The organism is Bradyrhizobium diazoefficiens, from assembly GCF_016616235.1.
GTDB classification, from domain to species: Bacteria; Pseudomonadota; Alphaproteobacteria; order Rhizobiales; family Xanthobacteraceae; genus Bradyrhizobium; species Bradyrhizobium diazoefficiens_H.
Map to the genome: position 1 here is coordinate 1040826 of NZ_CP067100.1, position 23381 is coordinate 1064206.

A 23381-nucleotide genomic window follows, 5' to 3' on the forward strand; every position below is an offset into this window, starting at 1 on the left:
GTCATGCGCATGAAACTCTTTGTTGCGGCACTTCTCCTCCCGGTCTCCGCAGTACCGATATTCGCGCAGACATTCGACGAGCAGGCGATCTGTGCCGCCATCAACAGGCCCGGGCTGTTCTACGCCCGCAGCCAGCCGCCATACCAGTACTGGCCAGTGAACGGCACGCCACTTTCCTATGACAGGGATGCGCGCTTCGTCCTGATCACGGCGCCGGTGCCGCCCCGGCAGGGGCGCGACTACGAGGGCGTTTGGCATGTCCGGACCCAGACCATTGCCGAGCTGAGCAAGCGGGCGAACAAGGCCTATGTCTATCGCCCGCCGGTCAAGACGCGCTGCTCCCGCGATGAGCTTCCGGCATTCGAGGGAGGGGACCGGCTGGTGACGTTGACGGCGTATCTGGATCACCATTTGTCGGATCCGGACCACCCGCGCCAGAAGGTATACAGCCTCAGTCGGCGGTTCCACATGCCGATCCAGGATGTCGCGGCCAATGATTGCGTCTGGACCGACGACGACAAGGCTTTCGATCTCAACGGCACATATGGCTTCTCCGGTGTGAATCGGCGTGACCTGGACTCCGCGTTTGAGGCCGCCACGACGCTGGTGCCGCGTGCCTACGCCTCGTCGTCGAGTTACCAGGGGCTGAGCTCGCAGTTCGCTTATCGCGACACGCCCAATGGCGTCTGCGTCTCCTTTGCCTCGCCGATTCCGACCGGGCCGGTGCCGCGCGGCGGCTGGTTCAGCAACGCCTATGACGACGCCATGCAGGCGGCCGCCGGCTGGAAGCCGAAATCGACGCTGCTCGTCATCAAGCGGCTCGAGGGAAGGCGGGTGATTCCGTTGACATCGAAGACAATCACTTGGGCCGACCGATGAGCCTGGACGCAGGAAGCGCGATGCCCGTGGTGCCAAGGTCCGGCTGGAGGCGCGTGCTCGAATGGCGCTTGCTGCCGGTCAACAAGCTGCTTCAGACCAAATGGATGCAGCAGATCTTCCCGAAACTGCTGTGGCTGGTGGTTCCGCTTCAATATTATTATGCGCAGCAATTGCCGGCCGGTTTCGGCCTCGAAAGCTACCTGCCGTCGGCGGCCCTCGTCATCGTTCTGGTGGCGTCGATGGTCTGCGTTGCCGGGGTGATCGCGATCGGGTATCCGCGCTCGAAATATTACTACGACGCCGCCCGCTCCCTGGTCTCGTCGATGCTCGGCACCTGGGGGTTTGCGCTGGCTCTGGTGTGCCTTTCGTCCAGCCTCACGGGAGGGCGCTCCTCCCGCCCCGATGACGTTGTCAGGGATTTCCTGTGCCCGCGTGAACCGGTCTCCTGGATGAAGAAGGCCTGCGACTCGGAATTGATGCAGCCCGTGCTTGTCTATTTCGTCTATGCGCTCGCCGGCGCGGTGCTGCTGACGATGCTCATTCATGGCTGCGCCCGCATCAAGGCGGAACGCAACGAAGATTACCGCCCGCTCCAGGAGCCGAACCTCGTCGTCGTGGCGATCGCGGTCGCCATGTTGATGGCGTTCTTCCAGTGGCTGATCACGACGGGTGGCTGACCGGAACGTCGAATCCCGCCGTCTCGTGGCATATTGCAGGATGCTGCCGGACCGCCGGCCGACGAGACGCAACGGGCATCACCGCATGGCTCGAATGCCCCCGGCGATTGCGGGAGCACGAGTTGAATTCACGCCGCGTCTTCCTGTGATATTGCTGGCCTGCGCACCTTCCCGCGAGGCCCCCATGCTCCCCATTCCCGCCGACATCTTCACCGAGCCCGAGGACGTCTCGCCCGACGGGCTTGCCAATCTCGGCCCGCTGCGGCGCCTTGCCGGCACCTGGCAGGCGGACAAGGGCATCGACATCAATCCGAAGGCGGAGGGGCCGGAGCGGCGGACCTTCATCGAGCACATCCGGATGGACCCGATCGATCCGCAAGCCAACGGGCCGCAGCTGTTCTATGGCCTGCGCTATCACATCCACATCAACACGCCCGAGGAGGACATCACCTTCCATGACCAGGTCGGCTACTGGCTGTGGGAGCCCGCGACCGGGCTGATCATGCAGACCTTGGCGATCCCGCGCGGGCAGGTGCTGCTTGCCTCGGGCAAGGCCGGGCCGGGTGACAGGACGATCTCCGTCGCGGCCAAGCGCGGCGACACCGCCTACGGGATCTGCTCGACCGATTTCCTGGAACAGGCGTTTCGTACCGATGCCTATCGTTGCGACATCACCTTCAACGAGGACGGAAGCTGGACCTATCTGATCCAGACCGAGTTGTTCGTCCGCGGTGCGCCGTTCAATCACCACGACAGCAACACGCTCAAGCTGGTCGCGCCGCCCAAGCTCAATCCGCTCGCGGCGATCGTCAACGATCGCACCAAGGGCGGGCCGGCGGCCTGATGCGCGGCTACGGAGAATTTGCATGAAGCCTTACGTCATCTGTCTGATGCACTCCAGCCTGGACGGCCGGACCCATCCGAGCCGCTGGCGGCCGAAGGGCGCCGGCACCGACTGGTTCGAGAAGATCCACGATGAGCTCGGCGCGGATGCCTGGGTGATCGGCCGCGTCACCGGCTCGGAGTTCGCCAGGGGCAAGCCCTATCCGGCGTCCGGCGAGACGTTTCCGCGCAAACACTGGTTCGCCTGGGGCGATGCCGAGAAACCGGATGTGAAGAACTATGGCGTCGTCCTCGACGCCCAGGGCAAGATCGCCTGGGGGCGATCCGATATCGGCGGCGATCCGATCGTCGTGGTGCTCACCGAGGGCGTGCCGGACTCGCATCTGGCCGGGCTCCGCGGCGAGGGCGTGTCCTACGTCTTCGCTGGCAGGTCCGAAATCGACCTGACGCTGACGCTGGACATCCTCAATCGCGAGCTTGGGGTGAAGCGTCTCTTGGTGGAGGGCGGCGGCGTCGCCAATGGCGCGTTCCTGCGCGCGGGCCTGATCGACGAATTCAACCTGATCCTCAGCCCGGCGATCGATGGCGCGACAGGCGCGCCCTTCGTGTTCGATTCAACTGACGCGGATGGCGACAAGCGCGCACCGATCACGGCGATGACGCTGGAGAGCACGCGGGAGCTCGGCGGCGGCGTCCTGCTGCTGCGCTATCTGATCAAGAACGATCCGCAAGCCGTGGCGACGTAAAGCGCCGGCATGTCGGACAAGCCGGAGCACATCATCGTCGTCGGCGCCGGCGCGGCCGGATTAATGGCGGCGCGCGAGGTCGCCCGTGCGGGCCGGACAGTGACGATCCTGGAGGCGCGCGAGCGCTGCGGCGGGCGCATTCATTCGCTGCCGGCCTCGGAGTTCGGCTACCCCGCCGATGGCGGCGCCGAATTCGTCCACGGCGAGGCGAACGTCACGCGCGCGCTGCTGCGTGAGGCCGGACTGTCGCTGCAGGAGATCGAAGGCACGCAATGGAGCTTTGACGGCGCCAAGTTCTCGCGCGAGGATCGTCACGATCCGCATGAGGCGGAGCTTCATTCTGTACTCAGCGCGCTGAAGGACGACCTCACGCTCGCCGAATTCCTGCGCCGCCATTTCGCCGGCGACAAATATGCGCGGCTGCGCCATTCGGTCGAACGGATGGTCGAGGGCTATGATGCTGCCGACCCCGCGCGCGCCTCGACCCTGGCGCTGCGCGAGGAATGGATGGATGGCGGGCGCCGCGTGCAGGCGCGCATCAATGGCGGTTACGGCGCGCTGATCGAATTTCTGGCGGCCGAGTGCCGCAAGGACGGCGCCGCGATCCGCTTTGGCTGCGTGGTGTCGGGTATCGAAGAGAAGGGCGGCGGCGTGGCGGTTCGCTGCGCCGGCAGCGACGTGCATGGCTGCGATCGCGTGATCCTCACCGTGCCGCTGCCTTTGCTGCGCGACATCGCCCTGCCCGCAGCCGCACGCGCGAAGGCTGCGGCTGCCGACGACATCGGTTTCGGCAACGTCATCAAGATCCTTCTGCGGTTTGCGCGGCCATGGTGGCGCGAGCGCAACCAGGATCTCGCGGACATGACCTTCCTGCTCTCGGACGAGGCAGTCCCGGTGTGGTGGACGCGATATCCGGATCAGCGTCCGGTGCTCACCGGCTGGTTCGGCGGCCCGCGCACGGCGGAGCTGCAAAGCCTCGATCCGCAGGGACTGATCGATGCGGGCATCGAGTCGCTCGCCGCCATCTTCGGCCTGTCGCGCGAGGATATCGCGCGCGACCTCGTGGCGGCCGCGGCCACCAACTGGGCGCACGATTGCTTCGCCCGCGGCGCCTATTCCTGGGCGACACCACGCACGCGCGCGGCGCAGGCGATGCTCGCGCGCGCCGATGGGCCTGTGCTGCTCTCCGGCGAAGCGCTCTATCGCGGCCGCGACATGGGGACGGTCGAGGCGGCGCTGGCGAGCGGGCTGGAGACGGCGGAGATGATCCTGCGGGGATAGGAAAGAGGCCCGCATCGCTGCGGGCCTTCGGTGTTACCAGCGGCTGCTGCCGAAGCTGAAGCTCACGCCGGGACCACCGCCGTAATATCCGTACGGCCCACCGCCGTAATAGCCGTGATGGCGCGGGTAATAACCGTAGCTTCTGTGGTACGGACGATAATAGCCATGGTGATGGCGCCAGTGATGATGGCGGTGGCCATGATAATGACGCCGGTGCTGCGCGCTGATATCGGTCGCCTGGCTTCCTCGCGCGCTCTGCTTTGCGCTCGTGTTGTCGGCCGCCTGCGCCGCCGATCCGCCGGCAAGTGCCGCAGCCCCGACCGCCATCGCGACAAAAAGATACTTCATGGATGGGCCTTGGCTGCGTTCCGTCGAGGGCGGGCGTCGAAACGACGCAGACCAGTTCCGACTGGGCAAGCGAATGGACGCGCGTCGCGCGATCTATTGTCGCACCGATGCAAGCCAATCGATCACCTCGGCGGTGGTGACGATGCGCGCGAATTCACCGTTCAGATTCGACAGCGTCATCGCGTGGATCTCCTCGGCGGAATGTGCCTCGCCGTCCGGCCCGGTGCGGTCGAAGGTCCAGGTCGCATCTTCGCCGTCGCCACAAATCCCCACGCGGCGATCGCGGCCATCAGCAGCGAGACCAGCACGTTGTAGCCAGCGAGCGAGAGGCCGAGGAAGCGCCACTGCACCTCGTCGCAGCGCACCACCTTCACGGTGTCCAGCTTCGACAGCAGATCGGCGGCGTTGCCGAGATTGACGACCGGACCGGAGCAGTCGGTCGGCCCCTTCCAAAGACCCCATTCGACGCCGGCATGGTAGGTGCCGAGCCCGGCATTGGCGAGCGTCGCCAGCGCGAGGATCGCGAGCCCTGCGAGCAGCAGCGACCGCGGCGCGCCGCTCCGCGCCGCGAGCACTGTCAGCACACCGACTGGGATCGCGAGATAGTAGGCATAGCGCTGCTCGAGACACAGCGGACAGGGCAGGATCTCCAGCACGAGCTGGAAGAACCAGGCGCCTGCGATGGTCGCTGCGGCGATCAACGTGACGAGCGCCGAGGCGGTCAGCGCGGGACCGCTCGCAGCAGGCCTGAATGCAGGTATTGCGGCACTCTGGGTGGTCACGGCAGCCTCTTCGTGTGGGTCGCTTTCTTAAGCCTCTAACCCCGGCCCATGCGGCTGTCGAGAACGCCCGGGATCACTTTGGCGCGGGTTGACCCCGCCTTGTCCATGGCTATAGTCCGCCGGCTTCGCGACGCCCTCCCTGGAGGGGCCGACCGAGGGCCCCTGTGGCGGAACTGGTAGACGCGCTCGACTCAAAATCGAGTTCCGCAAGGAGTGCTGGTTCGATTCCGGCCAGGGGCACCACGCTTCGCCCTTCGGGCTTCGCGTGGCGCAGCCATGCGAGAGCAAAGGGCGAAGGCTTGCCCGGCGAAGCCCTTGGCGGAGACGGGCCGCCGCAGCATCCCCTCCCTAGCAATTGTCATATCCCCACTGTATAAGCCGGTAGCTTCTTCCGTAACTCGAAGGAGCTCACATGAACGACCTGCACGCGAGGCTTTCAGAGCAACACCACGGCCTGCGCACCTTCCGGACATTCCAGCAGAAGCTCGAGACGCTCGGTCGCGACGACCCTGAGCAGCGCGGCCTATGCCGCCTCTTGAGCGGTCTCGTCGGCAGCTATGTCGAAGCCTATGACGAGGCTCCGCTGCCGGTCGAGGTCGCCGATGGCGCCTATCAGCGCCTGCTGACGCTGGTCGCGAGCATCGACCTGAACGCCGACGCCGAGCGCCGGCTTGCCGACATCAACCGCGTGGCGGAGAGCGAGTTGTGGCGGTGATGAGAGCGCAGCGCGCGCCTTGGATCGAAGTGCCGGACACCGTGTGCCGGCAGGCGGAAGCTTGCTGACCAGCACGGACGACCGTTCAAGGCGTTCGACTTCGCAGCGCCAGCCCCTATATCCTGCAACAGGCCCGTATCGATGCAGTGAGCAGTTTTGATGGCCAGGAGACGCACGACGGAAGCGGAAGCCGACGACCTCCCGCGCTATTTCGTCTGGGTCCGGGGCCTCGAGGGCCCCGAGCCGCAGAAATGGATGGCGATGGATTTCGGCGTTGGCAACTGGAAGCGGCCGCTGGTGCTGGCCTATCTGGAATTGCCGGAGGGCGAACGGCATCTGTCCCTATCGGTGCTGGCCCGGCGCTATCCGCCGCCGCGACTCGACGTTTCCTAAGTTGGTTTGGCAACGCCGCCCCATGATTATGGGTGTCACGGCATCCGCGCCGCGGATAAACTCACCTCGCGCCGCGGGGGACACGCGGGTCGCGGGACGATGGACATGAGCGAACAGGGCGAGACGGGTGAGGCCATCACCATCCTCCTCGTCGAGGACGACGCGCCGACCTGCTGGCGGCTCCAGGACGCGCTGGCCAAGGCCGGCTACGACGTGCGCAGCGCCGGCACGCTGAACGAGGCGCGGCAGGCCCTGAACGGCGGCGCACCGCGGGTGCTGCTGACCGATCTCAGGCTGCCCGACGGTCACGGCGTCGAGCTGATCCGCGAGACAAGGCAGCGCTTTCCCGACACCGAGATCATGGTGATCTCGGCGCTCGGCGACGAGGAAAGCGTGATCTCCGCGATCACGGTCGGCGCCACCGGCTATCTGCTCAAGGACGCCTTCCCGACCGACATCGCCACCACCGTGCGCGATCTCGTCGCCGGCCATTCGCCGATCTCGGCCTCGATCGCCCGTTTCATCGTCCGTAGAACGCAAGGTGCCGCGCAGAATTCGGCGGAGCCGCCGCCCGGACCCGTGCTCAACACGGCCAGACTGACGCCCCGGGAGATCGACATCCTCTGGGGCATCGCCAAGGGCTTCAGCTACGCCGAGATCGCCAGCCATCTCGGCCTGTCCCGGCAGACCGTGCCCGGCCACATCAAGAACATCTATCGCAAGCTCGAGGTGCACACGCGCAGCGAAGCGGTGTTCGAGGCGGTGCAGCAGGGCCTGATCAAGCTGTGAGCGAGGTCGCGGCGACGGCACCGGTCAAACCCGCGCGGCGCCGGCTGCTGACCGCGCGCCTCGTGCCTTATCTGCTGCTCCAGGGGCTGATCGTGGTCGCCACCATTCTCGGACTGCGGCTGCTCCAGCCCAGCGATCCCGACGATTATGGCGTAGCTGCCTTCTCGTTGCGGGAGGACGGCGTGACGCGTCCCGTGACGCTGCCGCATTTCACCTCGTCGCGCTATTCGCTGGCGGACCCGCCGCTCTATACCGGCACCTTCACCTTCAGAAGCGGCGATGCGGCGTCGGGGTGGTCGGTCTATCTGCCGCGCTTCAGCAACGCGGTGGAGGTTGCCGTCAATGGCGTCATCGTGCTCGACTCCCGCCGCGATGCCAACGCCAACCGGCCGGACCGCAACACGCCGCAGATCGCGCTCATTCCCGCCTCGCTGCTGCGCGACGGCAGCAACGAGATCGCCGTGCGGCTGTTCGTCTGGGGACCGCTGAAGGGGTTTCTCGACACCGTCTATATCGGACCGGATACGGCCTTGCGTCCCGCCTATGAGACACGCACGCTGCTGTTCGTGACCCTGCAGGTGGTGTTCTCCGCCTGGCAGTCGATCCTCGCCGTCATCCTCGCGATCATGTGGCTGATGCGGCGACGCGAACCGGTCTATGGCGTGCTGGCCGTTGCAATGGTGCTCGGCGTCATCCAGGCATTCATGCCGCCGCCGGTACCGCCGGCCACCGTGCCGCGGCTCGCCGCGGTACTGCTCGCGTCTGCGCCGATCGAGAGCGCGCTGATCGTCGCCTTCGGCGTGCTGTTCTTCGGCTGGCGCTGGCCGCGCTACGGCGCGCTGCTGTTCGCGCCGGGGCTGATCGTGTTCGTGGTCGGACTGCTCGCGGGCCCGCCGCTGCCGCGCATTCTGTTCCTGGTGCTCGGCGTCCCCACGGTCGGCCTCAGCCTCTTTCTGATGGCCTGCGTCACGGCGGCCGCGGTGGTGCGGCGGCAGGATGCGGCAAGCATCACCATCGGCTGCGCCGTGACCATCGTGCTGACCTGCTGGGTCCACGACATGCTGTCGGTGTTCGAGCTTGTGACCAACGAGCGCATCTTCGTCTCGCGCCTGTCCTACTCGGCGATGCTGGTGGCGATCGGCGCCGGCCTGACCTGGCGCTTTGCCCGCGCGCTGAACCAGGTCGACAGCTTCGCCGGTCAGCTCGTGACTCGCGTGCGCGAGGCCGAGGACCGGCTGAAGGCGAGCTTTGCCCGCGAGGAAGCGCGCGCCCGCACCGCCACGCTCGCCAACGAGCGCACGCGCCTGATGCGCGACCTGCATGACGGCCTCGGCGGCCAGCTCATCAGCATCGTTGCACTATCCGAGCGCGGCCATGGAGGCGCGACCATCACCGATGCGGCGCGTGCGGCGCTGAAGGACCTGCGCCTCGTCATCGATTCCATGGACGACATCGGCGGCGACCTGATGCTCGCGCTCGGCTCCTGGCGCGAGCGCGCGACGGCGCAACTGCGGCCGCACGACATCGCGCTCGATTGGCGCGTGGCGACGCCGCAGGGCCTGCCGCTGCATCCCGAGCTGCGGCCCTGGCACGTCATCCAGATCGTGCGCATCCTCGACGAGGCCGTGACCAATGCCATCAAGCACGCGCACGCCGGCCACATCACCGTGACCATCGAGACACTCGACACTGGTCAGGGACCCTATGGCGTGATCAGCGTAACGGACGACGGCTGCGGTTTTGCGCTCGCCGGCAATGACGCAGCCGCGGGCGCTACTCAGACCGCACGGGGCCTGCGCAACATGAGAAGCCGCGCCGCACGCTGCGGCGCCGTGCTCGATCTGAGCTCGGAGGGCTCCGGCACGCGCGTGCGGCTGCAATTGCCGCAAATCTTTCCCGACAGCGACGCCGCTACCGGCTGAAAACCCCCTCCCCGAGCGTGTGGGCCGCGCGGAGAGAGGGAACGGGCCGGATTATCTGCCTTGCGGAGGACGGGGGATTCGTCCGCTGGGCTCCGTTGCCCGAAACGATGCAATCAACTCAATCGAACGAGATCGTCAGCGCACACCGACGCGATTGACTGGACCGCCGCGATTCATCGGCGTGCCTGCGCGAACGCCGACACCGGGCGCGCCGACGCCGGGCGTTGCCACCGCTGCCGCGGCAACCGGCGCCCCGGGCGCGGCCACCACCGCCGCGGTCGGCCGCACCACGCAGCCCTTGGGCACGCCGACCGTCTTGCAATACACCACCGCCTGCGCCGGGCTCGTGCCCAGCGACACCATCGCCGCACCCGCCAGCATCATCACCGTCAGCCCGGCGTTCAGCGCTCCCGCTTTTTTCGACATCTTGCTCTCCTGCTCCCGTCCGGCGTCCCGGTGCAATCACCGGGTTTGGCAGCCGACGTGCAGGTGTGAATGGCAAAAGACCGCGCGCGGATACATACCATGAAGATGGGGGTGCGGCGGCGATCGGGCCGAGCCGATGCCATGAACATGGCATGGACCGGCGCTGCGCCTTCGCGAGATGGTCCGGCCCGCTTGATCCCAGGCGGGACCAACGACAATGCCAGAGAGGTGTTTTATGAAGACTTCGGTTCTTGCCGCGCTGCTGCTCGCCGCCGCCATCCTGCCCGCTGCCGCGCAATCCGGTCCGACGCCGCAGGAGCAGATGGCCTGCCGCAGCGACGCCAGCAAATTCTGCGCCGAGCATATCGGCAAGCCGCCGCAGATGAATGCGTGCCTGCGCGAGAACAAGTCGAAGCTCTCCGACAGCTGCCGCAAGGTCGTGGAGTCGCACGGCGGCTGATATCTTCCGGGGAGAACGTCGCGCGCTCGGCAAGCAGCTGAGCGCGCCGGCAGGTTAGAGCGCGATGAGATCGGGATGAATCGTCATTGCGCTTTAGGTTTGTCGTTTGAGCATGGAAAACCGCGGCACACTTTGCGCTAACGCGGCCCTTCGGGTCCGGATCATGCTCTAATCGTCGTCGTCAGATCCGAACAGCCTGATCTGCGGGAAGCCGCTGCGCGGACGGTTCGCGTATTCGCGCGCATCGGAATCTTCGCGGATGCTGCGGGCGACGTCGTCCCAATCGGTACGGTCGCGCATGCCGCGTTGCTCGCGGAAATCGTAACGATGACGTTCGGCCCAGCGCTCGCGCCGCTCCGTCCGGCGCCGCTCGGACGCGGCGCGCTTCACGTCGGAATCCCTCGCCTTGGCATAGGCATTGTCGACTGTGGAGGATGGCTCGGTTGAGGCCTGCTGCTCGGCAGGCTTTGCCGCTTGCGGATGCGATGCCGGCTTGGCCTGTTCCCTGGACGGCTCGACGGCAGCGGCTCGCGAGGGAGGCGGCGCCGGCGGCTCAGCCTTCGCCGGGGTCGTCTGCGTCTCGGGTTTCGTCTCAGCAGGCTTCATTTCAGATTTGGCTTCGTCCTGCGCCTGGGCGGGCGCGGCGATCATCGCGCCGAAAGCTTGCGTGCCGGTGAGATATTGGACGCGCTCGGACGGCGCGTTCGTGGCAGCAGGTGTATTGGCGGGTGCAGCCGCTTCAGCGCGCTGCGCCATCTTGCTGGTGTCCGGTCCCTGCTTCGACGCGATCGGGTTCATGATATTGCCAGCGACGATGCCGCCGCCGAGACCAATGGCAATGGCAGCAACAATCGTTCCGGCACCCACGAAATAAGCTGTCGAGGCGCGCATTGTCCCACTCCCTGTTTGAAGCGGGCAACGCCTGAGGATTGCCGGATGTTCCTGATATCGGCCGGAACCGCGCCTCAGATCTGCTGCGCGACCTTCTCGAGCCCGATGATGCGGGCGAGCTTGCGCACTTCTTCCTTCTGGTCGTCACGCAGCTGGAACAGCAGCGGCATCGCGGCCGATTTCAACTGCTGGACTTCGTCGCAGTTCGGATCGATCTGTACGTTTGGCCCGTTCGGATTGGAGAGCTTGTTTGCCGAGATCTTGCGGGCGACATTGCGCAGCGCGGTCTCGACCGAGGGCCAGTAATATTCCTGCGACGACGAGAGTTTCAGGCGATTCCGGATCCCCGCGATCTGCACGTCGGAGAGCAGCGTATAGGTCTTTTGCGGCTGCGGCTTGGCGACGACCTTCGGCTTTGCCGGAACCTCGACGGCAGGAACCTCCGCCGCGGCGGGCGCCTCATGCGCGCTTGCCGACGAAGCTGAGTTGGGCATCGGGAAATCGGACGGGGTCGCGGCGGCAAAAGCCTGACGCAGCGGCTCGGTCAGCACCGGCGCCTGCGAGAGCTTGTCGGCGGGCACCTGGACCGGATCGACCGCGGCCGAAGCCAGCGCCAGAGTCGGGATGAGACGGTCGGCCTTCGCGGCGCGGTTGGTTGTGAGCTGCTTGGGCAGCGCCTCCGCGATCATCTCGGCGCTGGCGCTGGGGACGCTGTCGCGACCGAGAATGGCGGTGGTGGCGGCGCCGAGGACGAGGAAACAGATCAACACGGTGATGGTGACGGCTCTGGACAAACGTCTCTCCGGAAGGTCCGCTTCACGAGTTTGTTAACATTGCCCAGGAAAAGGGCGCGAATTAAGGCTTGAGTGTGCCTTCGTTGCGACAATCGGCCTGCCTGCGGCGACACGCCTCGAAAAACCAAGAAAATCAAGCGGCTGCGGCCAGATCGTAGGCGTCCTGGATGTCGGCGACGATCTCCGAGGCCTCCCATACCGCGCGCGGCTCGACCGATTGCAGCGTCACCGTCCAGTTGCCGCCCCGGCGGGTGCGAGGAACGCTGACGATGTCGAAGCGGACGTTGCGGCACATCGGGTGGCGGGCCAGCGCATGAGCCACACGCACGCGGATCTCGTCCAGCGTCGCGGCTGTCTTGCTGTTGAGAAAATCGAAGTCCATCGCCTGTCCCTCTCGGTCCTGATTGGCGGCCGTGAGGAGATTGTTGGCGGGGGATGGTTAATCCGCAGTTAAGCGCGGGGCTGCGGATCTATGCGGGATTAATCGGGGCGCGGAACCCGCTCTCCCTCCCCAGACATGTCACACCAAAGCCGGCGCATGGCAGCATCCGCTCTCCGGGATTTTACGGGTTGTTGTGGCCGGCAAACAACAGCGTGCCACGGAGCGTGTCGAGGTGGTGTGTGCACAATTGCCGGCGAATCGGCGAATCGACTAGATCGCTGAACGGGGCTGGAAGCGGAGTATCAAATGAGAGTCGCTTCCCTGGAAAGTGCTTTGGCTGCGATCACGTTGATCACGGCTATCGTTGTCCTGCTTTGGGAGATCAAGATCTTCTACGGCGTGTGAACTGGCAGGACGCTGGCGTCGAACAAGAGGCCTCCGGACAAGAAGAGGTTCGCGACCTGGCATCGCTTCCGCGGCGGCGGAAGCCTGCCATTCAAACGGCGCCGCTACTGCACACCGCGAAAGCCGTCTCGCTCACCGCTTCTCGATCACTAGGCTCTGCACCGCGCGGCCAAAGTAACCCTGCCTGTCCGCGAGCCGTGACATCGCAAGACCGGCACCGTCCGGGCCGATCCAGGATTCGCCGTCGAGTAGAATCCATTCCCCGACCGGCTGGCGCGCAAAGTTCACGGTGAGGTCGGCATTGATGTAGGTCCAGGCGCGGAAATCGAGCGTCGAGGCGGTGCCGTTGGAGAAGTCGGCGGCGACCACGGCGCGCATCGCCTGCGAGACCGCCTCGCCCTCGATCAGCGGATGGTCGATGCGAAACCAGATCGCGCCGGCACCGGCCCGGCCGAAGCGGCCGCGCGCGGCACGCATCGAGACCGATCGTACGAACGGACTGCTGGCGGCGTGACCGTCCTCGGCCAGCGAGTCCTCCGGCGAAGGCAGCGTGACTGGCAGCTCCTCGACGTCGTCCGGCAATGTCTGCGGCTGAGTCTTGATCTTGAGCACCGTGGCGCCCACGACCTGCACGCCGTCGGCGAGGAGCTTCACTTCGCAGAGCTGGATCTTGCGGCCCTCGCGCAAAACCTCGGTCGCAATCGTGAGCGGCGCCACCGGCACCGGACGCATCAGATCGATGGTGACGCGCGCGATGTTCATGGGTACGGGCGTCGCGATGCGTTCGGCCGCCCAGGTCACCAGCGAGGCCGGCGCCGAGCCGTGCTGCATGCGCCGGTCCCAGGGCCCCGCGGCATCCGGACTGGTGACGACGCTGTTGCCGTCGACGCGATAGATGGCGGTCATTGCAAGTGCCATCACAGCGGCAGGTCGATCGCTTCCTCGTATTCCTTCTTGAAGCGCGCAATCATCTCGGCGGCAGGCACGATTCCCTCGACGCTGCCGATGCCTTGGCCCGAGCCCCAGATTTCCTTCCAGGCCTTCGGCTTGGCGCGCTCGCCGGAGGCGTCGGTGCCAAAGTTCATCTTGGAGGGATCGGAGGTCGGCAGGTTGTCCGGATCCATGCCGGCGGCGAGGATCGAGGGCTTCAGATAGTTGCCGTGCACGCCGGTGAAGAGGTTGGAATAGACGATGTCGTCAGCCGTTGAGCCTGCGATCATCTCCTTGTATTTTTCGACCGCGTTGGCTTCCTTGGTGGCGATGAAGGCCGAGCCGATATAGGCGAAGTCGGCGCCGAGAATGCGCGCGGCGCGGATCGCCTTGCCATTGCCAATCGCGCCCGACAGCGCGATGGGACCATCGAACCACTTTCGCGTTTCGGCAACGAAGGCGAGCGGCGAGATGGTGCCGGCATGGCCGCCGGCGCCGGCCGCGACCAGGATCAGGCCGTCGGCGCCCTTCTCGATCGCCTTGCGCGCGAATTTCTGGTTGATGACGTCGTGGAAGACGATGCCGCCCCAGCCGTGCACTGCCTGGTTGAGCTCCTCGCGCGCGCCGAGCGAGGAGATGATCATCGGCACCTTGTACTTGGCGCAGAGCTGCATGTCGTGATCGAGCCGGTTGTTCGACTTGTGCACGATCTGGTTGACTGCAAATGGCGCCGAGGGCCTGTCCGGATGGGCGCGGTCATAGGCCGCGAGCTCTTCGGTGATCCGCGCCAGCCATTCGTCGAGCAGCTCCGGCGGCCGCGCATTCAGCGCCGGAAACGAGCCGACCACACCCGCCTTGCACTGCGCGATCACGAGATCGGGCACCGAGATGATGAAGAGCGGCGAGCCGATCACGGGAATCGACAGGCGCCCCTTGAACAAGGCAGGCATGGACATTGCGGAACGGTCCTCTTCTGGCGGTCAAACTGAAGTTGGGAGCCATACCAACAAGGCAATCTTTCCACTGTCAAGTATTGCGTTTTGCCGCCGCAGCGGATGCCGTTGCTACAATTCCAACGCGCGGAATTCCGGCCGCGCTCTCCGTCATTGCGAGCGAAGCGAAGCCATCCAGAATCCTTACGCGGAGACAGTCTGGATTGCTTTGTCGCGGGGGCTCTCCTCGCAAAGACGAAGGCGAGAGGAGCGGACGGTGCTAGGAAATCAAATCCGGGTTGATCAGCCGCTCGAACGAGAACATCTCGTCCCATTTCTCCTGCGTCAGCAGCTTGCGCTCGACAACGACGATCTCGTGCAGCGACTTGCCGCTCTTGTAGCCCTCGCGCGCAATCTCGGCGCATTGCTTGTAGCCGAGCAGCGGCTTCAGCACGGTGACGATGCCGAGCGAGTTCAGCACCATGTTGCGGGTGTGCTCCGCGTTGGCGGTGATGCCGACGACGCAATTCTCGCGCAGGCTGTTGACGGCGCGCTCCATGGTGCGGATCGAGAAAAACAGCGCGAACGAGATCACCGGCTCCATCACGTTGAGTTGGAGCTGGCCGGCGGAAGCAGCCAACGTCACCGTGGTGTCGAGGCCGATGACCAGGAAGCTGGTCTGGTTGACGACCTCGGGGATCACGGGATTGACCTTGCCCGGCATGATCGAGGAGCCCGGCTGCAATTGCGGCAGGTTGATCTCGTTGAAGCCGGCGCGCGGGCCGGATGCGAGCAGGCGGATGTCGTTGCAGATTTTCGTCAGCTTGCTCGCGGTGCGCTTGAGCACGCCGGAGAGCTGCACATAGGCCCCCGTGTCCGATGTCGCCTCGACCAGGTCTCCTGCGAGGATGAAGTCGACGCCTGTCAGCGCGCTCAGATGCCGGACCGCAAGCTTGGGATAGCCGACCGCGGCCGTCACGGAGGTGCCGATCGCGGTGGCGCCGAGATTGATCTCGCGCAGCAGCGCGCGCGCTTCCGAGATGCGGTCGACCTCTTCGCCGATCGTGGTGCCCCAGCCGCGGAATTCAGCACCGAGCGACATCGGCACCGCGTCCTGCAAATGGGTGCGGCCCATCTTCAGCACGCGCTCGAACTCGCGGCCCTTGGTGAAGAACGCCTCCTGGAGCTGGCGCAGCGCCGTCATGTAGCTCTCGAGCCGCAGGATCAGCGCAAGGCGGAAGGCAGTCGGATAGGTGTCGTTGGTCGACTGGCCGTAATTGACGTGATCGTTGGGGCTGACATGCTGATAGTCGCCCTTCGTAAAACCGAGCGATTCCAGCGCGAGATTGGCGATCACCTCGTTGGCGTTCATGTTGGTGGAGGTGCCGGCGCCGCCCTGGATGAAGTCGGTGACGAACTGGTCCATCATGTCGCCGGCGATGACGCGGTCGCAGCCGAGGATGATCGCGTCGGCCACCTTGGCATCGATCGCACCGAGGTCGCGGTTGGCCATGGCCGCGGCCTTCTTCACGTAACCAAGCGCCTTCACGAAGTAAGGCTCCTGGTTCATCGGAATGCCGGTGATGTGGAAGTTCTCCTTCCCCCGGATGGTCTGGACGCCGTAATAGATGTCGTCGGCGATCTCACGCTGTCCGAGGAAATCCTGCTCGTAGCGGCTCATGGGCGCTCCTTTGGTCGCGCGACGTCCTTCAATTCTGGCACAGCGCGCTGGTCACGAAAGTATCGGTGCGGCAATCGTCCGGTTTGCGTTGCCGCTCCGGAATGAGAACCTTGGCCGAGCATTTTTCGGCGGAGTCGGCGTTGAGGCTCTTGCCTTCCCTGTAGCCCTTGCTCCGGCAGAGCTGGTCGGCCGCGAGCTTGCAGTCGGGCGCGCCGTTGGACGAGGCCGGACATGCCACGCGCCCCGAGGCCATGGCCGACGGCGTCGCCAGCCGCGACAGATCGTTCATGGTTTCAGCAGGGCTTTTGATCGGCGGCAGGAAGGAGGGCACCTTGTCGAACAGGTTGCTCAATCCGTTGATCAGCCCGGGATTGTCCTCGCGCGCCGGCGGCGCCGATGGAGGTGGGATCGCTGGCGGTGATGCGCCCTGCGGTCTCTGCTCCTGCACGCCGAGCACCGGCGGCGCCGATTGCGTCCATCCCGCGCCGCCACAACCGAGCAGGAGCAGCAGCGCTGCTGACGTCAGGGTCCCGAGCCGCGTGGCCGGATTGCCGGATCGAACCATCATGCCGGCAACGTAGCCGAAGCCGACGCGGCGTCAAAGCGCTCCGGATCCAAGCATCAGATCAACTTGATCGCCACCACGAAGCCGAGCACCAGCACGATGACACCCACTGCCACCACGAGGCCGAGATGCTTCTCGATCTTGACCCGGATCCAGTCGCCATAGCGATTGAGCAGGATGGCGACGATGAAGAAACGTCCGCCGCGCGCCACGATCGAGCACAGGATGAACAGCCCGATATTGTAGCCGGCAAAGCCCGAGGTGATGGTGACGAGCTTGTAGGGGATCGGCGTCAGGCCCTTGAGCAGGATGATGACGGCACCCCACTCTGCGTAGGAGGCGCGGAAGGCATCGACCTTGTCGCCGAGGCCGTAGACCTGGATCAGCCAATGGCCGACCGAATCGAACAGCAGCGCGCCGATGGCGTAGCCCAGCAGGCCGCCGACCACCGACGTCGCGGTGCAGATCGCCGCATAGACCCAGGCGCGCTGCGGGCGCGCCAGCGACATCGGGATCAGCATCACATCCGGCGGGACCGGAAAGAAGGAGCTTTCTGCGAAAGCCACGGCTCCCATGATCCAGAGCGCGTAGGGCTTGTGGGCGGCGTCGATGCACCAGTCGTAGATACGTTTCAGCATGGCGCCGCGATGAAGCACCATGGGACGGATTTGTCCATCGCGAGTTTTGTGACGATTCGGCGTGATTTAGTGGCGCTTGCGCGCGCCGCGCCCTTCCAGCGCGACAATTGGCCGCCGGGCGGCGATGCGCGGTGAGGCGACTTTGGGCAGCTTCGTCGGCGACTTCGGCAGCTTCTCGGCGATGCCGAGCATGTCTTCCCGCCGCGCCATCTCGCGCCAGACGTCCTCTGGGCGCACGCCGGCCGAGGCCCAGAGCACGGTGAGATTGTAGAGCAGATCGGCGCTTTCCCGGACCACGGCTTCGCTATCGCCGTTGACCGCGTCGATCACGACTTCGATAGCCTCTTCGGCCAGCTTCTTCGCCATCTTGGAGGGGCCGCGCTGAAACAGGCGCGCGGTGCGCGATGTTGCCGGATCAAGGTCTCTGGCCGCGAGCACAGCCAGATATAGCCGCTCAAGCGAATCACTCATGTACGCGAAGCTACCCTAAACCGGTGGCGAGCGCGTTAACGCACGACAGCAAAAGCAAAAAGCCGGCCGCGGCGGCAACCGCGACGGCCTGCTGTGGTCAACCTTTGGTAGCCAAGATCTGTATAAGGTCAGTAGCAGTTCTGAAAATAGCCCTGGCCGCAGAGCTCAGACGGCGCCGAGCCGCCATAGCGCTGATACTGGTAGTTCGGGCCCGGACCGTAATAGGGGCCATAGGCCGGCCCGCTGTAATAGACAGGACCGCCGTAATAGCCGTAGCCCGGACCGTAGTCATAGGCGTAGGCATCGCGGGTCGCGGCGATCGCAAGGCCGGTACCGATGGCGCCCGCAATGGCGGCGCCGGCGAAGGCCGCGCCGCCGCCACCATGCCAGTGGCGACCGCCGGCGTAAGAGGCGGTCGGAGCGACTGTGGTCAGCGCCAGCACCGCGGCTGTGGCAAGGACGGCCTTGCGGCCGCCGGACTTGGAAAATCTGTCAAACATGTTCTGGACCCTCCTTGGGACCTTCATTGGTGCCTCGAGACAGGCTCATGTCTCTCAAACACCCGCATCCCATGTTGGGTTCCCCAACCCGAACACAAGCTGAACGGGGTTGCGTAATCGTGACGCAACCGCCGCTCATCGGCCGTTCATGTTGACGCTGACAGAGTGGCTGCCAGCCGGCGCTGCAAGCGTCACGAAATCATAACAATGCAGGACCGGCGCCGCTGATGTCAGGATTCAAGACGTTCGCTCTTCGCGACCTGCCGGCCGTTGTGCTCGCCGTCGCAATCTTGCTTGTCACGCTGCCTGCACGCGAGGTCACGGCGGCCGAGACGGCCACGCCATCAACTGCGGTCCACTTCACATTCGATCGCCTGATCGATGCGAGCATGGCGCCGTTCTTCCTGGCCGCAAAGGACGGAGGATTCGGCGCCGAGCACCTCAACGTCTCCTTCAACAGCGCGGCCGGATCGCCGGAGGCGCTCGCGCGCGTCGCCAAGGGCGACAGCGAGCTCGCGCTCGTCGATATCAACGAGCTCATTCGTTTTCGCGGCAACGACAATGCGGCGCCGGTCAAGGCGGTGTTCGTGCTGTTCAACCGCGCGCCTTACGCGATCGTCGCACGCCGGAGCCGCGGCATCCACCTGCTGCCCGATCTCGACGGCAGGACCGTCGGCGTTGCCGACGGCGATCTGTCGATGCGGCTGTGGCCGGCGCTGGCGCAGCAGAACAGCATCGACGCATCGCGCGTGAAATTCCACAAGATCAGCGCAGCCGTGCGCGAGCCGATCCTGTCCGCAGGACAAGTCGATGCCGTCGCCGGCTTCAGCTATCTCTCCGCGGTCAACCTGCGCGACCGCGGCGTGCCCGGCGGCGATCTCGTCGTGCTGCGCTATGCCGACTATGGCTGCGAGGCCTACGGCTTTGCCGTAGTGGCAAATCCCGCCTTCGCGGCGGCGCAGCCCGACGCAGTGAAGGGATTCGTCCGCGCGTTGATCGCGGGCATCCGCGCAACAATCAAGGAGCCTGCCCGCGCGGCGGACGAGGCCGTGAGCCGCATCGAGGATGGCGACAGCAGCCTGGAGCTAGAACGCCTGAAGACCGTGCTCGTCGACAATATCCTGACCGACGAGGTCAGGCGCAACGGCCTCGGTGGCCTCGACCCGGCACGCCTGGAGCGATCGATCGACCAGATCGCGCAGGATTTCAAATTCCGCAAACGCCCGGCAGCGGCCGACATCTTCGACGACCAGTTCCTGCCACCGGTCGCGGGCCGGCTCATCAATTGAGCAAAACCGAAAGCTTCCGCTGTATCTCGCGGGCGATCCCTGCTTAGAATGCGGGCACCATCAGCCGCCCGAGTTGCTTGCCCGCATGTCGATGCTCCGTCTCTACACCCGTGTTCTCGAACTGCTCGGCAAGGAGGCGCGGCTCGGCTGGCTGCTCGCGGTCGCCAATCTCCTGCTCGCAGCTTCGCAGTTCGCCGAGCCCGTGCTGTTCGGCCGCATCGTCGACGTGCTCTCCGGCAAGACGGTGGCCGGCTCCGGCTCGGCCTGGCCGTTCCTGGGCGCCTGGGTGGCGTTCGGGCTGTTCACCATCGCCTGCAGCGCGCTGGTGGCGCTGCAGGCCGACCGGCTCTCGCATCGCCAGCGCCAGGCGGTGCTGACGAGCTATTTCGAGCACATTCTGCAACTGCCGCTGACCTTCCACTCCGGCACTCATTCGGGCCGGCTGATGAAGGTGATGCTCAACGGCACCGACGCGCTGTGGCGGCTCTGGCTCGGCTTCTTCCGCGAGCACTTTGCGGCGATCCTTTCGGTCGTGGTGCTGCTGCCGCTGTCGCTCTATCTGAACTGGCGGCTGGCGATCCTGCTGTTCGTGCTCTGCATCGTCTTCACCGCGCTGACGACCTTTGTGGTGCGCAAGACCTTCGGCATGCAGATGGCGGTCGAGGAGCAGTATAGCGAACTCTCCGCGCGCGCCTCGGACGCGCTCGGCAACGTCGCGCTGGTGCAGAGTTTCGTCCGCGTCGAATCCGAAGTGAAGGGATTGCGCTCCATCGCCGACGAACTGCTCGCCGCGCAGATGCCGGTGCTGTCGTGGTGGGCGCTCGTCACCATCATCACGCGCGCCTCCACCACCATCACGGTGCTGGCGATCTTCACGCTCGGCATCGCGCTGCACGATCAGGGGCTGACCTCGGTCGGCGAGATCGTGATGTTCGTGAGCTTTGCCACGCTGCTGATCCAGAAGCTCGAGCAGGTCGTGAGCTTCATCAACAACGTGTTCATGGAAGCCCCGCGCCTGCGCGAATTCTTTGGCGTGCTCGATGCGGTGCCTGCGGTGCACGACCGCCCAGACGCGATCGATGCGGGACGGCTCTCCGGCCTCGTCGAGTTCAACGACGTCACCTTCTCCTATGACGGCAAGCGGCCGGCGGTCGAGGACCTCTCCTTCACCGCGCTGCCCGGCCAGACCATCGCGCTGGTCGGTCCGACCGGCGCCGGCAAGTCCACGGCCATCGCGCTCTTGCACCGCGCCTTTGATCCGCAATCCGGCTTCATCAAGATCGACGGCATGGACGTGCGCGGCGTCACGCTGACCTCGCTGCGGCGAAATATCGGCGTCGTGTTCCAGGAGGCACTGCTGTTCAACCGATCCATCGCGGAAAATCTTCGCGTCGGCAAGCCGGACGCGACCGAGGCCGAGATGCGAAAGGCCGCCGAGCGCGCGCAGGCGCTCGACTTCATCGAGCGCAGCGGCGGGTTCGACACCAATGCCGGCGAGCGCGGCCGCATGCTCTCCGGCGGCGAGCGCCAGCGCCTGTCGATCGCCCGCGCGCTGCTGAAGGACCCGCCGATCCTGATCCTGGACGAGGCGACCAGCGCACTCGACGCGGTCACCGAGACCAAGGTGAACGCCGCTCTCGATGAAGTGATGAGGGGCCGCACCACCTTCGTGATCGCCCATCGCCTGTCCACCATCCGCAACGCCACGCGGATCCTGGTCTTCGAGCATGGCCGCGTCATCGAAAGCGGAACTTTCGATGAACTCGTCGCCAAGGGCGGCCATTTCGCCGAACTCGCCAGGGCCCAGTTCATGGTTCAGGAAAACGCGCGGGCCAGCGTGACGGCGGCCGAGGCTGCCGCGACTGCGGTCAAGTCCCCATAGGACCGTCGAAATTCGGCCTATTTCATTGCGGAATACGCGCCCGAAACCCCTATTCCCGACGCACGAGCCGGTATAGGTTTGCGACGCCGCAAGCGGCGGCGCCGGATTTCAGAACCGAACATCAGATCACGAGAGCCGTCCGTATCAGGCGGGTCTCCAAGGACCGGAATCGGATAGTGCACGCCATTCGCCCGCTGCTTCGCAAATCGCTGTTCAACCTGTTCGCTGCGACGCTCGCCTGCGCTGCATTGCTTGCGCCGCGCGCGGCGAGCGCCGAAGCATTGCTGCTGATCGAAGCCGACAGCGGCAAGGTGCTGCAGGCGGAGAACGCGACGATCCCGTGGTACCCCGCCTCCGTCACCAAGATCATGACCGCCTATGTGACTCTGAAGGCGGTCAAGGACGGCAAGCTCACGCTCGACACGCTGCTCACGGTGTCGCCGACCGCGGCCTCGCAGTCGCCGTCGAAGATGGGGTTCCGTCCGGGAACGCAGCTCACCGTCGACAACGCGCTGAAGATGATGATGGTCAAGTCCGCGAACGACATGGCCGTGGTGCTCGCCGAGGGCGTCGGCGGCTCGATCGACGGCTTCTCCGCGATGATGAACGACACCGCGCAGCGGCTCGGCATGACGCAGACGAGCTACGTCAATCCCAACGGCCTGCCCGCCGACGGCCAGATCACCTCCGCGCGCGACCTCGGCATTCTCGCCCGCTCCTTCCTGCGCGACCTGCCGGAATACGAATACTTCGTGCACATCCCGGCGATCCGCTTCGGCAAGCGCATCACGCCGAACTTCAACAAGCTGATCGGCCGCTATCCTGGCGCCGACGGTTTCAAGACCGGCTTCATCTGCGCCTCCGGCTACAATCTCGTCGCCTCGGCCACACGCAACGGCCGCCGGCTGATCGCGGTCGTGCTCGGCGCCAACTCCGGCACTGCACGTGCGGTGAAGGCGGCGCAGCTGCTCGAGCGCGGCTTCAGCCAGGACAATCTCACCTGGCTGCGCCCCTCGCTCGGCACCGTCGACAAGCTGGTACCGGTCGATGCCTCGCCGCCGAACCTGCGCGAGGAGATGTGCGGCGGCCACCGCAAGCGGCCGGCGAGCGACGATGACGATGCGCTGATCGCCACCAATGGCGGCACTGCCGGATCGACCTCGGCCACCGGCGGCGAAGCCCAGGTCACCTTCTTCACCGCCAGCCTCCAGCCGCCGCTGATGAAGGCTTCCGAGCTGATGGCCTCGGCTCCGGCGGCGGCTGAGCCCGTGCTGGTCTATACCGGTCCGACCCGCAGCGGCACCGCTCTGATCGCGGCGGTCGCGGCCGATGCCGACCAGCAGGCTACGCCCAAACCGCGTGGCAAGAAGTCGCGCGTCGCCAAGAAGCCCGACGCAACCGCCAAGCCGGCGGACAAGCCGAAGGAGCCCAAGACGGCGGCGGCGAAGCCGGATGCTGCCAAGCCCGAGGCGAAGAAAAATACGAACAGCGACAGCAAGGCCGCAGCCAAACCGGCCGGCGCCAGGCATGCCGCGGCCAAGCCGGATGCAGCGGCGAAACCTGCCGAGAAGCCGGCGGCGAGCGGCGATGCGGCGGCAAAGCCGGTCAAGCCCAAGGCCGCAACCAAGCCAGCTCCCGCGAAGCCGGCCAACAACAGTTAACGCGGTTCGGGATCAGACATCCGCCCAGCTTCGCAGTTGCGGCAGCGCGTGGTTTGCGATGATTCCGGTAGCCACTCCCCGGCCTTTGCCCTAAGCCAC

General features: G+C 65.6%; 26 protein-coding genes, 1 tRNA gene and 1 pseudogene. 14 read left to right on the top strand and 14 right to left on the bottom strand.

Going from position 1 to position 23381, the window contains the following annotated elements:
* Positions 1–3: 3 nt before the first annotated feature.
* The 5 genes from JJB99_RS04905 (at position 4) to JJB99_RS04925 (ending at position 4426) form a co-directional block, all read left to right on the top strand.
* A complete protein-coding gene (locus JJB99_RS04905) occupies positions 4–879 on the top strand; it encodes a hypothetical protein (protein WP_200497662.1) in 876 nt (291 codons plus the stop codon).
* A complete protein-coding gene (locus JJB99_RS04910) occupies positions 876–1556 on the top strand; it encodes a hypothetical protein (protein WP_200497663.1) in 681 nt (226 codons plus the stop codon). The genes JJB99_RS04905 and JJB99_RS04910 overlap by 4 nt, the downstream gene beginning before the upstream one ends.
* Positions 1557–1740: 184 nt before the next feature.
* Entirely contained in the window at positions 1741–2400 is a 660-nt protein-coding gene (locus JJB99_RS04915) for an FABP family protein (protein WP_200497664.1), read from the top strand.
* A gap of 22 nt (positions 2401–2422) precedes the next feature.
* Positions 2423–3145 (top strand): RibD family protein, encoded by a 723-nt coding sequence (locus JJB99_RS04920; RefSeq protein ID WP_200497665.1) that lies wholly within the window; start codon positions 2423–2425, stop codon positions 3143–3145.
* 9 nt (positions 3146–3154) lie between these two features.
* Entirely contained in the window at positions 3155–4426 is a 1272-nt protein-coding gene (locus JJB99_RS04925) for a flavin monoamine oxidase family protein (protein WP_200497666.1), read from the top strand.
* 33 nt (positions 4427–4459) lie between these two features.
* On the opposite strand, the gene JJB99_RS04930 is transcribed toward JJB99_RS04925, so the two are convergent.
* The 3 genes and pseudogenes from JJB99_RS04930 to JJB99_RS04935 form a co-directional block, all read right to left on the bottom strand.
* Complete coding sequence (locus tag JJB99_RS04930; RefSeq protein ID WP_200497667.1) at positions 4460–4774, bottom strand: hypothetical protein; 315 nt, start codon at positions 4772–4774, stop codon at positions 4460–4462.
* Positions 4775–4867: 93 nt separating this feature from the next.
* Positions 4868–5023: pseudogene (locus JJB99_RS36065) on the bottom strand (cysteine hydrolase); the annotation flags it as partial.
* Positions 4951–5556, bottom strand: a complete 606-nt coding sequence (locus JJB99_RS04935) for a disulfide bond formation protein B (RefSeq protein ID WP_246775145.1) — start codon at positions 5554–5556, stop codon at positions 4951–4953. The gene JJB99_RS04935 and the pseudogene JJB99_RS36065, both read right to left, overlap by 73 nt.
* Positions 5557–5714: 158 nt before the next feature.
* Here JJB99_RS04935 and JJB99_RS04940 point away from each other — a divergent pair.
* From JJB99_RS04940 to JJB99_RS04960, 5 genes are all read left to right on the top strand, one after another.
* Positions 5715–5799 (top strand) — tRNA-Leu (locus JJB99_RS04940).
* Positions 5800–5968: 169 nt separating this feature from the next.
* A complete protein-coding gene (locus tag JJB99_RS04945; protein ID WP_200497668.1) occupies positions 5969–6271 on the top strand; it encodes a hypothetical protein in 303 nt (100 codons plus the stop codon).
* Positions 6272–6430: 159 nt separating this feature from the next.
* A complete protein-coding gene (locus JJB99_RS04950; protein WP_200497669.1) occupies positions 6431–6664 on the top strand; it encodes a hypothetical protein in 234 nt (77 codons plus the stop codon).
* Between the two features lie 105 nt (positions 6665–6769).
* On the top strand, positions 6770–7453 hold the full coding sequence (locus JJB99_RS04955; RefSeq protein ID WP_200497670.1) for a response regulator transcription factor: 684 nt from the start codon (positions 6770–6772) through the stop codon (positions 7451–7453).
* The gene (locus JJB99_RS04960; protein WP_200497671.1) at positions 7450–9375 is read left to right on the top strand and encodes a sensor histidine kinase; all 1926 of its coding nucleotides are present in this window, start codon (positions 7450–7452) and stop codon (positions 9373–9375) included. The genes JJB99_RS04955 and JJB99_RS04960 overlap by 4 nt, the downstream gene beginning before the upstream one ends.
* Positions 9376–9510: 135 nt before the next feature.
* Here the strand turns inward: JJB99_RS04960 and JJB99_RS04965 are convergent, their stop codons facing one another.
* Positions 9511–9801 (bottom strand): hypothetical protein, encoded by a 291-nt coding sequence (locus JJB99_RS04965; protein WP_200497672.1) that lies wholly within the window; start codon positions 9799–9801, stop codon positions 9511–9513.
* 235 nt (positions 9802–10036) lie between these two features.
* Here JJB99_RS04965 and JJB99_RS04970 point away from each other — a divergent pair, with 235 nt between their 5' ends.
* The gene (locus tag JJB99_RS04970; protein ID WP_200497673.1) at positions 10037–10261 is read left to right on the top strand and encodes a cysteine rich repeat-containing protein; all 225 of its coding nucleotides are present in this window, start codon (positions 10037–10039) and stop codon (positions 10259–10261) included.
* A 168-nt stretch (positions 10262–10429) separates the two neighbouring features.
* Here the strand turns inward: JJB99_RS04970 and JJB99_RS04975 are convergent, their stop codons facing one another.
* The 10 genes from JJB99_RS04975 to JJB99_RS05020 all read right to left on the bottom strand — a co-directional run bounded on the left by JJB99_RS04975 (position 10430) and on the right by JJB99_RS05020 (position 18450).
* On the bottom strand, positions 10430–11152 hold the full coding sequence (locus JJB99_RS04975) for a hypothetical protein (protein ID WP_200497674.1): 723 nt from the start codon (positions 11150–11152) through the stop codon (positions 10430–10432).
* Positions 11153–11226: 74 nt separating this feature from the next.
* Positions 11227–11946, bottom strand: a complete 720-nt coding sequence (locus JJB99_RS04980) for a hypothetical protein (protein ID WP_200497675.1) — start codon at positions 11944–11946, stop codon at positions 11227–11229.
* 133 nt (positions 11947–12079) lie between these two features.
* Positions 12080–12328, bottom strand: coding sequence for a hypothetical protein (locus tag JJB99_RS04985; protein ID WP_200497676.1), 249 nt, complete (start codon positions 12326–12328; stop codon positions 12080–12082).
* A gap of 537 nt (positions 12329–12865) precedes the next feature.
* Entirely contained in the window at positions 12866–13639 is a 774-nt protein-coding gene (locus JJB99_RS04990) for a thioesterase family protein (RefSeq protein ID WP_200497677.1), read from the bottom strand.
* 11 nt (positions 13640–13650) lie between these two features.
* A complete protein-coding gene (locus tag JJB99_RS04995; RefSeq protein WP_200497678.1) occupies positions 13651–14619 on the bottom strand; it encodes an NAD(P)H-dependent flavin oxidoreductase in 969 nt (322 codons plus the stop codon).
* A gap of 256 nt (positions 14620–14875) precedes the next feature.
* Positions 14876–16276 (bottom strand): aspartate ammonia-lyase, encoded by a 1401-nt coding sequence (locus JJB99_RS05000; RefSeq protein ID WP_200497679.1) that lies wholly within the window; start codon positions 16274–16276, stop codon positions 14876–14878.
* Positions 16277–16304: 28 nt separating this feature from the next.
* The gene (locus JJB99_RS05005) at positions 16305–16844 is read right to left on the bottom strand and encodes a hypothetical protein (protein ID WP_200497680.1); all 540 of its coding nucleotides are present in this window, start codon (positions 16842–16844) and stop codon (positions 16305–16307) included.
* Between the two features lie 53 nt (positions 16845–16897).
* Positions 16898–17500 carry a YqaA family protein gene (locus tag JJB99_RS05010; RefSeq protein ID WP_200497681.1) on the bottom strand — a complete coding sequence of 201 codons (603 nt, stop codon included), beginning with the start codon at positions 17498–17500 and terminating at the stop codon, positions 16898–16900.
* Between the two features lie 45 nt (positions 17501–17545).
* Entirely contained in the window at positions 17546–17950 is a 405-nt protein-coding gene (gene hisE, locus JJB99_RS05015) for a phosphoribosyl-ATP diphosphatase (RefSeq protein ID WP_200497682.1), read from the bottom strand.
* Positions 17951–18078: 128 nt separating this feature from the next.
* Positions 18079–18450 (bottom strand): hypothetical protein, encoded by a 372-nt coding sequence (locus JJB99_RS05020; protein ID WP_200497683.1) that lies wholly within the window; start codon positions 18448–18450, stop codon positions 18079–18081.
* 227 nt (positions 18451–18677) lie between these two features.
* On the opposite strand from JJB99_RS05020, the gene JJB99_RS05025 reads away from it, so the two are divergent.
* From JJB99_RS05025 to JJB99_RS05035, 3 genes are all read left to right on the top strand, one after another.
* A complete protein-coding gene (locus tag JJB99_RS05025; protein WP_200497684.1) occupies positions 18678–19739 on the top strand; it encodes an ABC transporter substrate-binding protein in 1062 nt (353 codons plus the stop codon).
* Between the two features lie 85 nt (positions 19740–19824).
* Positions 19825–21621, top strand: coding sequence for a glucan ABC transporter ATP-binding protein/ permease (locus tag JJB99_RS05030; protein WP_200497685.1), 1797 nt, complete (start codon positions 19825–19827; stop codon positions 21619–21621).
* Between the two features lie 176 nt (positions 21622–21797).
* On the top strand, positions 21798–23282 hold the full coding sequence (locus JJB99_RS05035) for a D-alanyl-D-alanine carboxypeptidase family protein (RefSeq protein ID WP_200497686.1): 1485 nt from the start codon (positions 21798–21800) through the stop codon (positions 23280–23282).
* Positions 23283–23381: the final 99 nt, after the last annotated feature.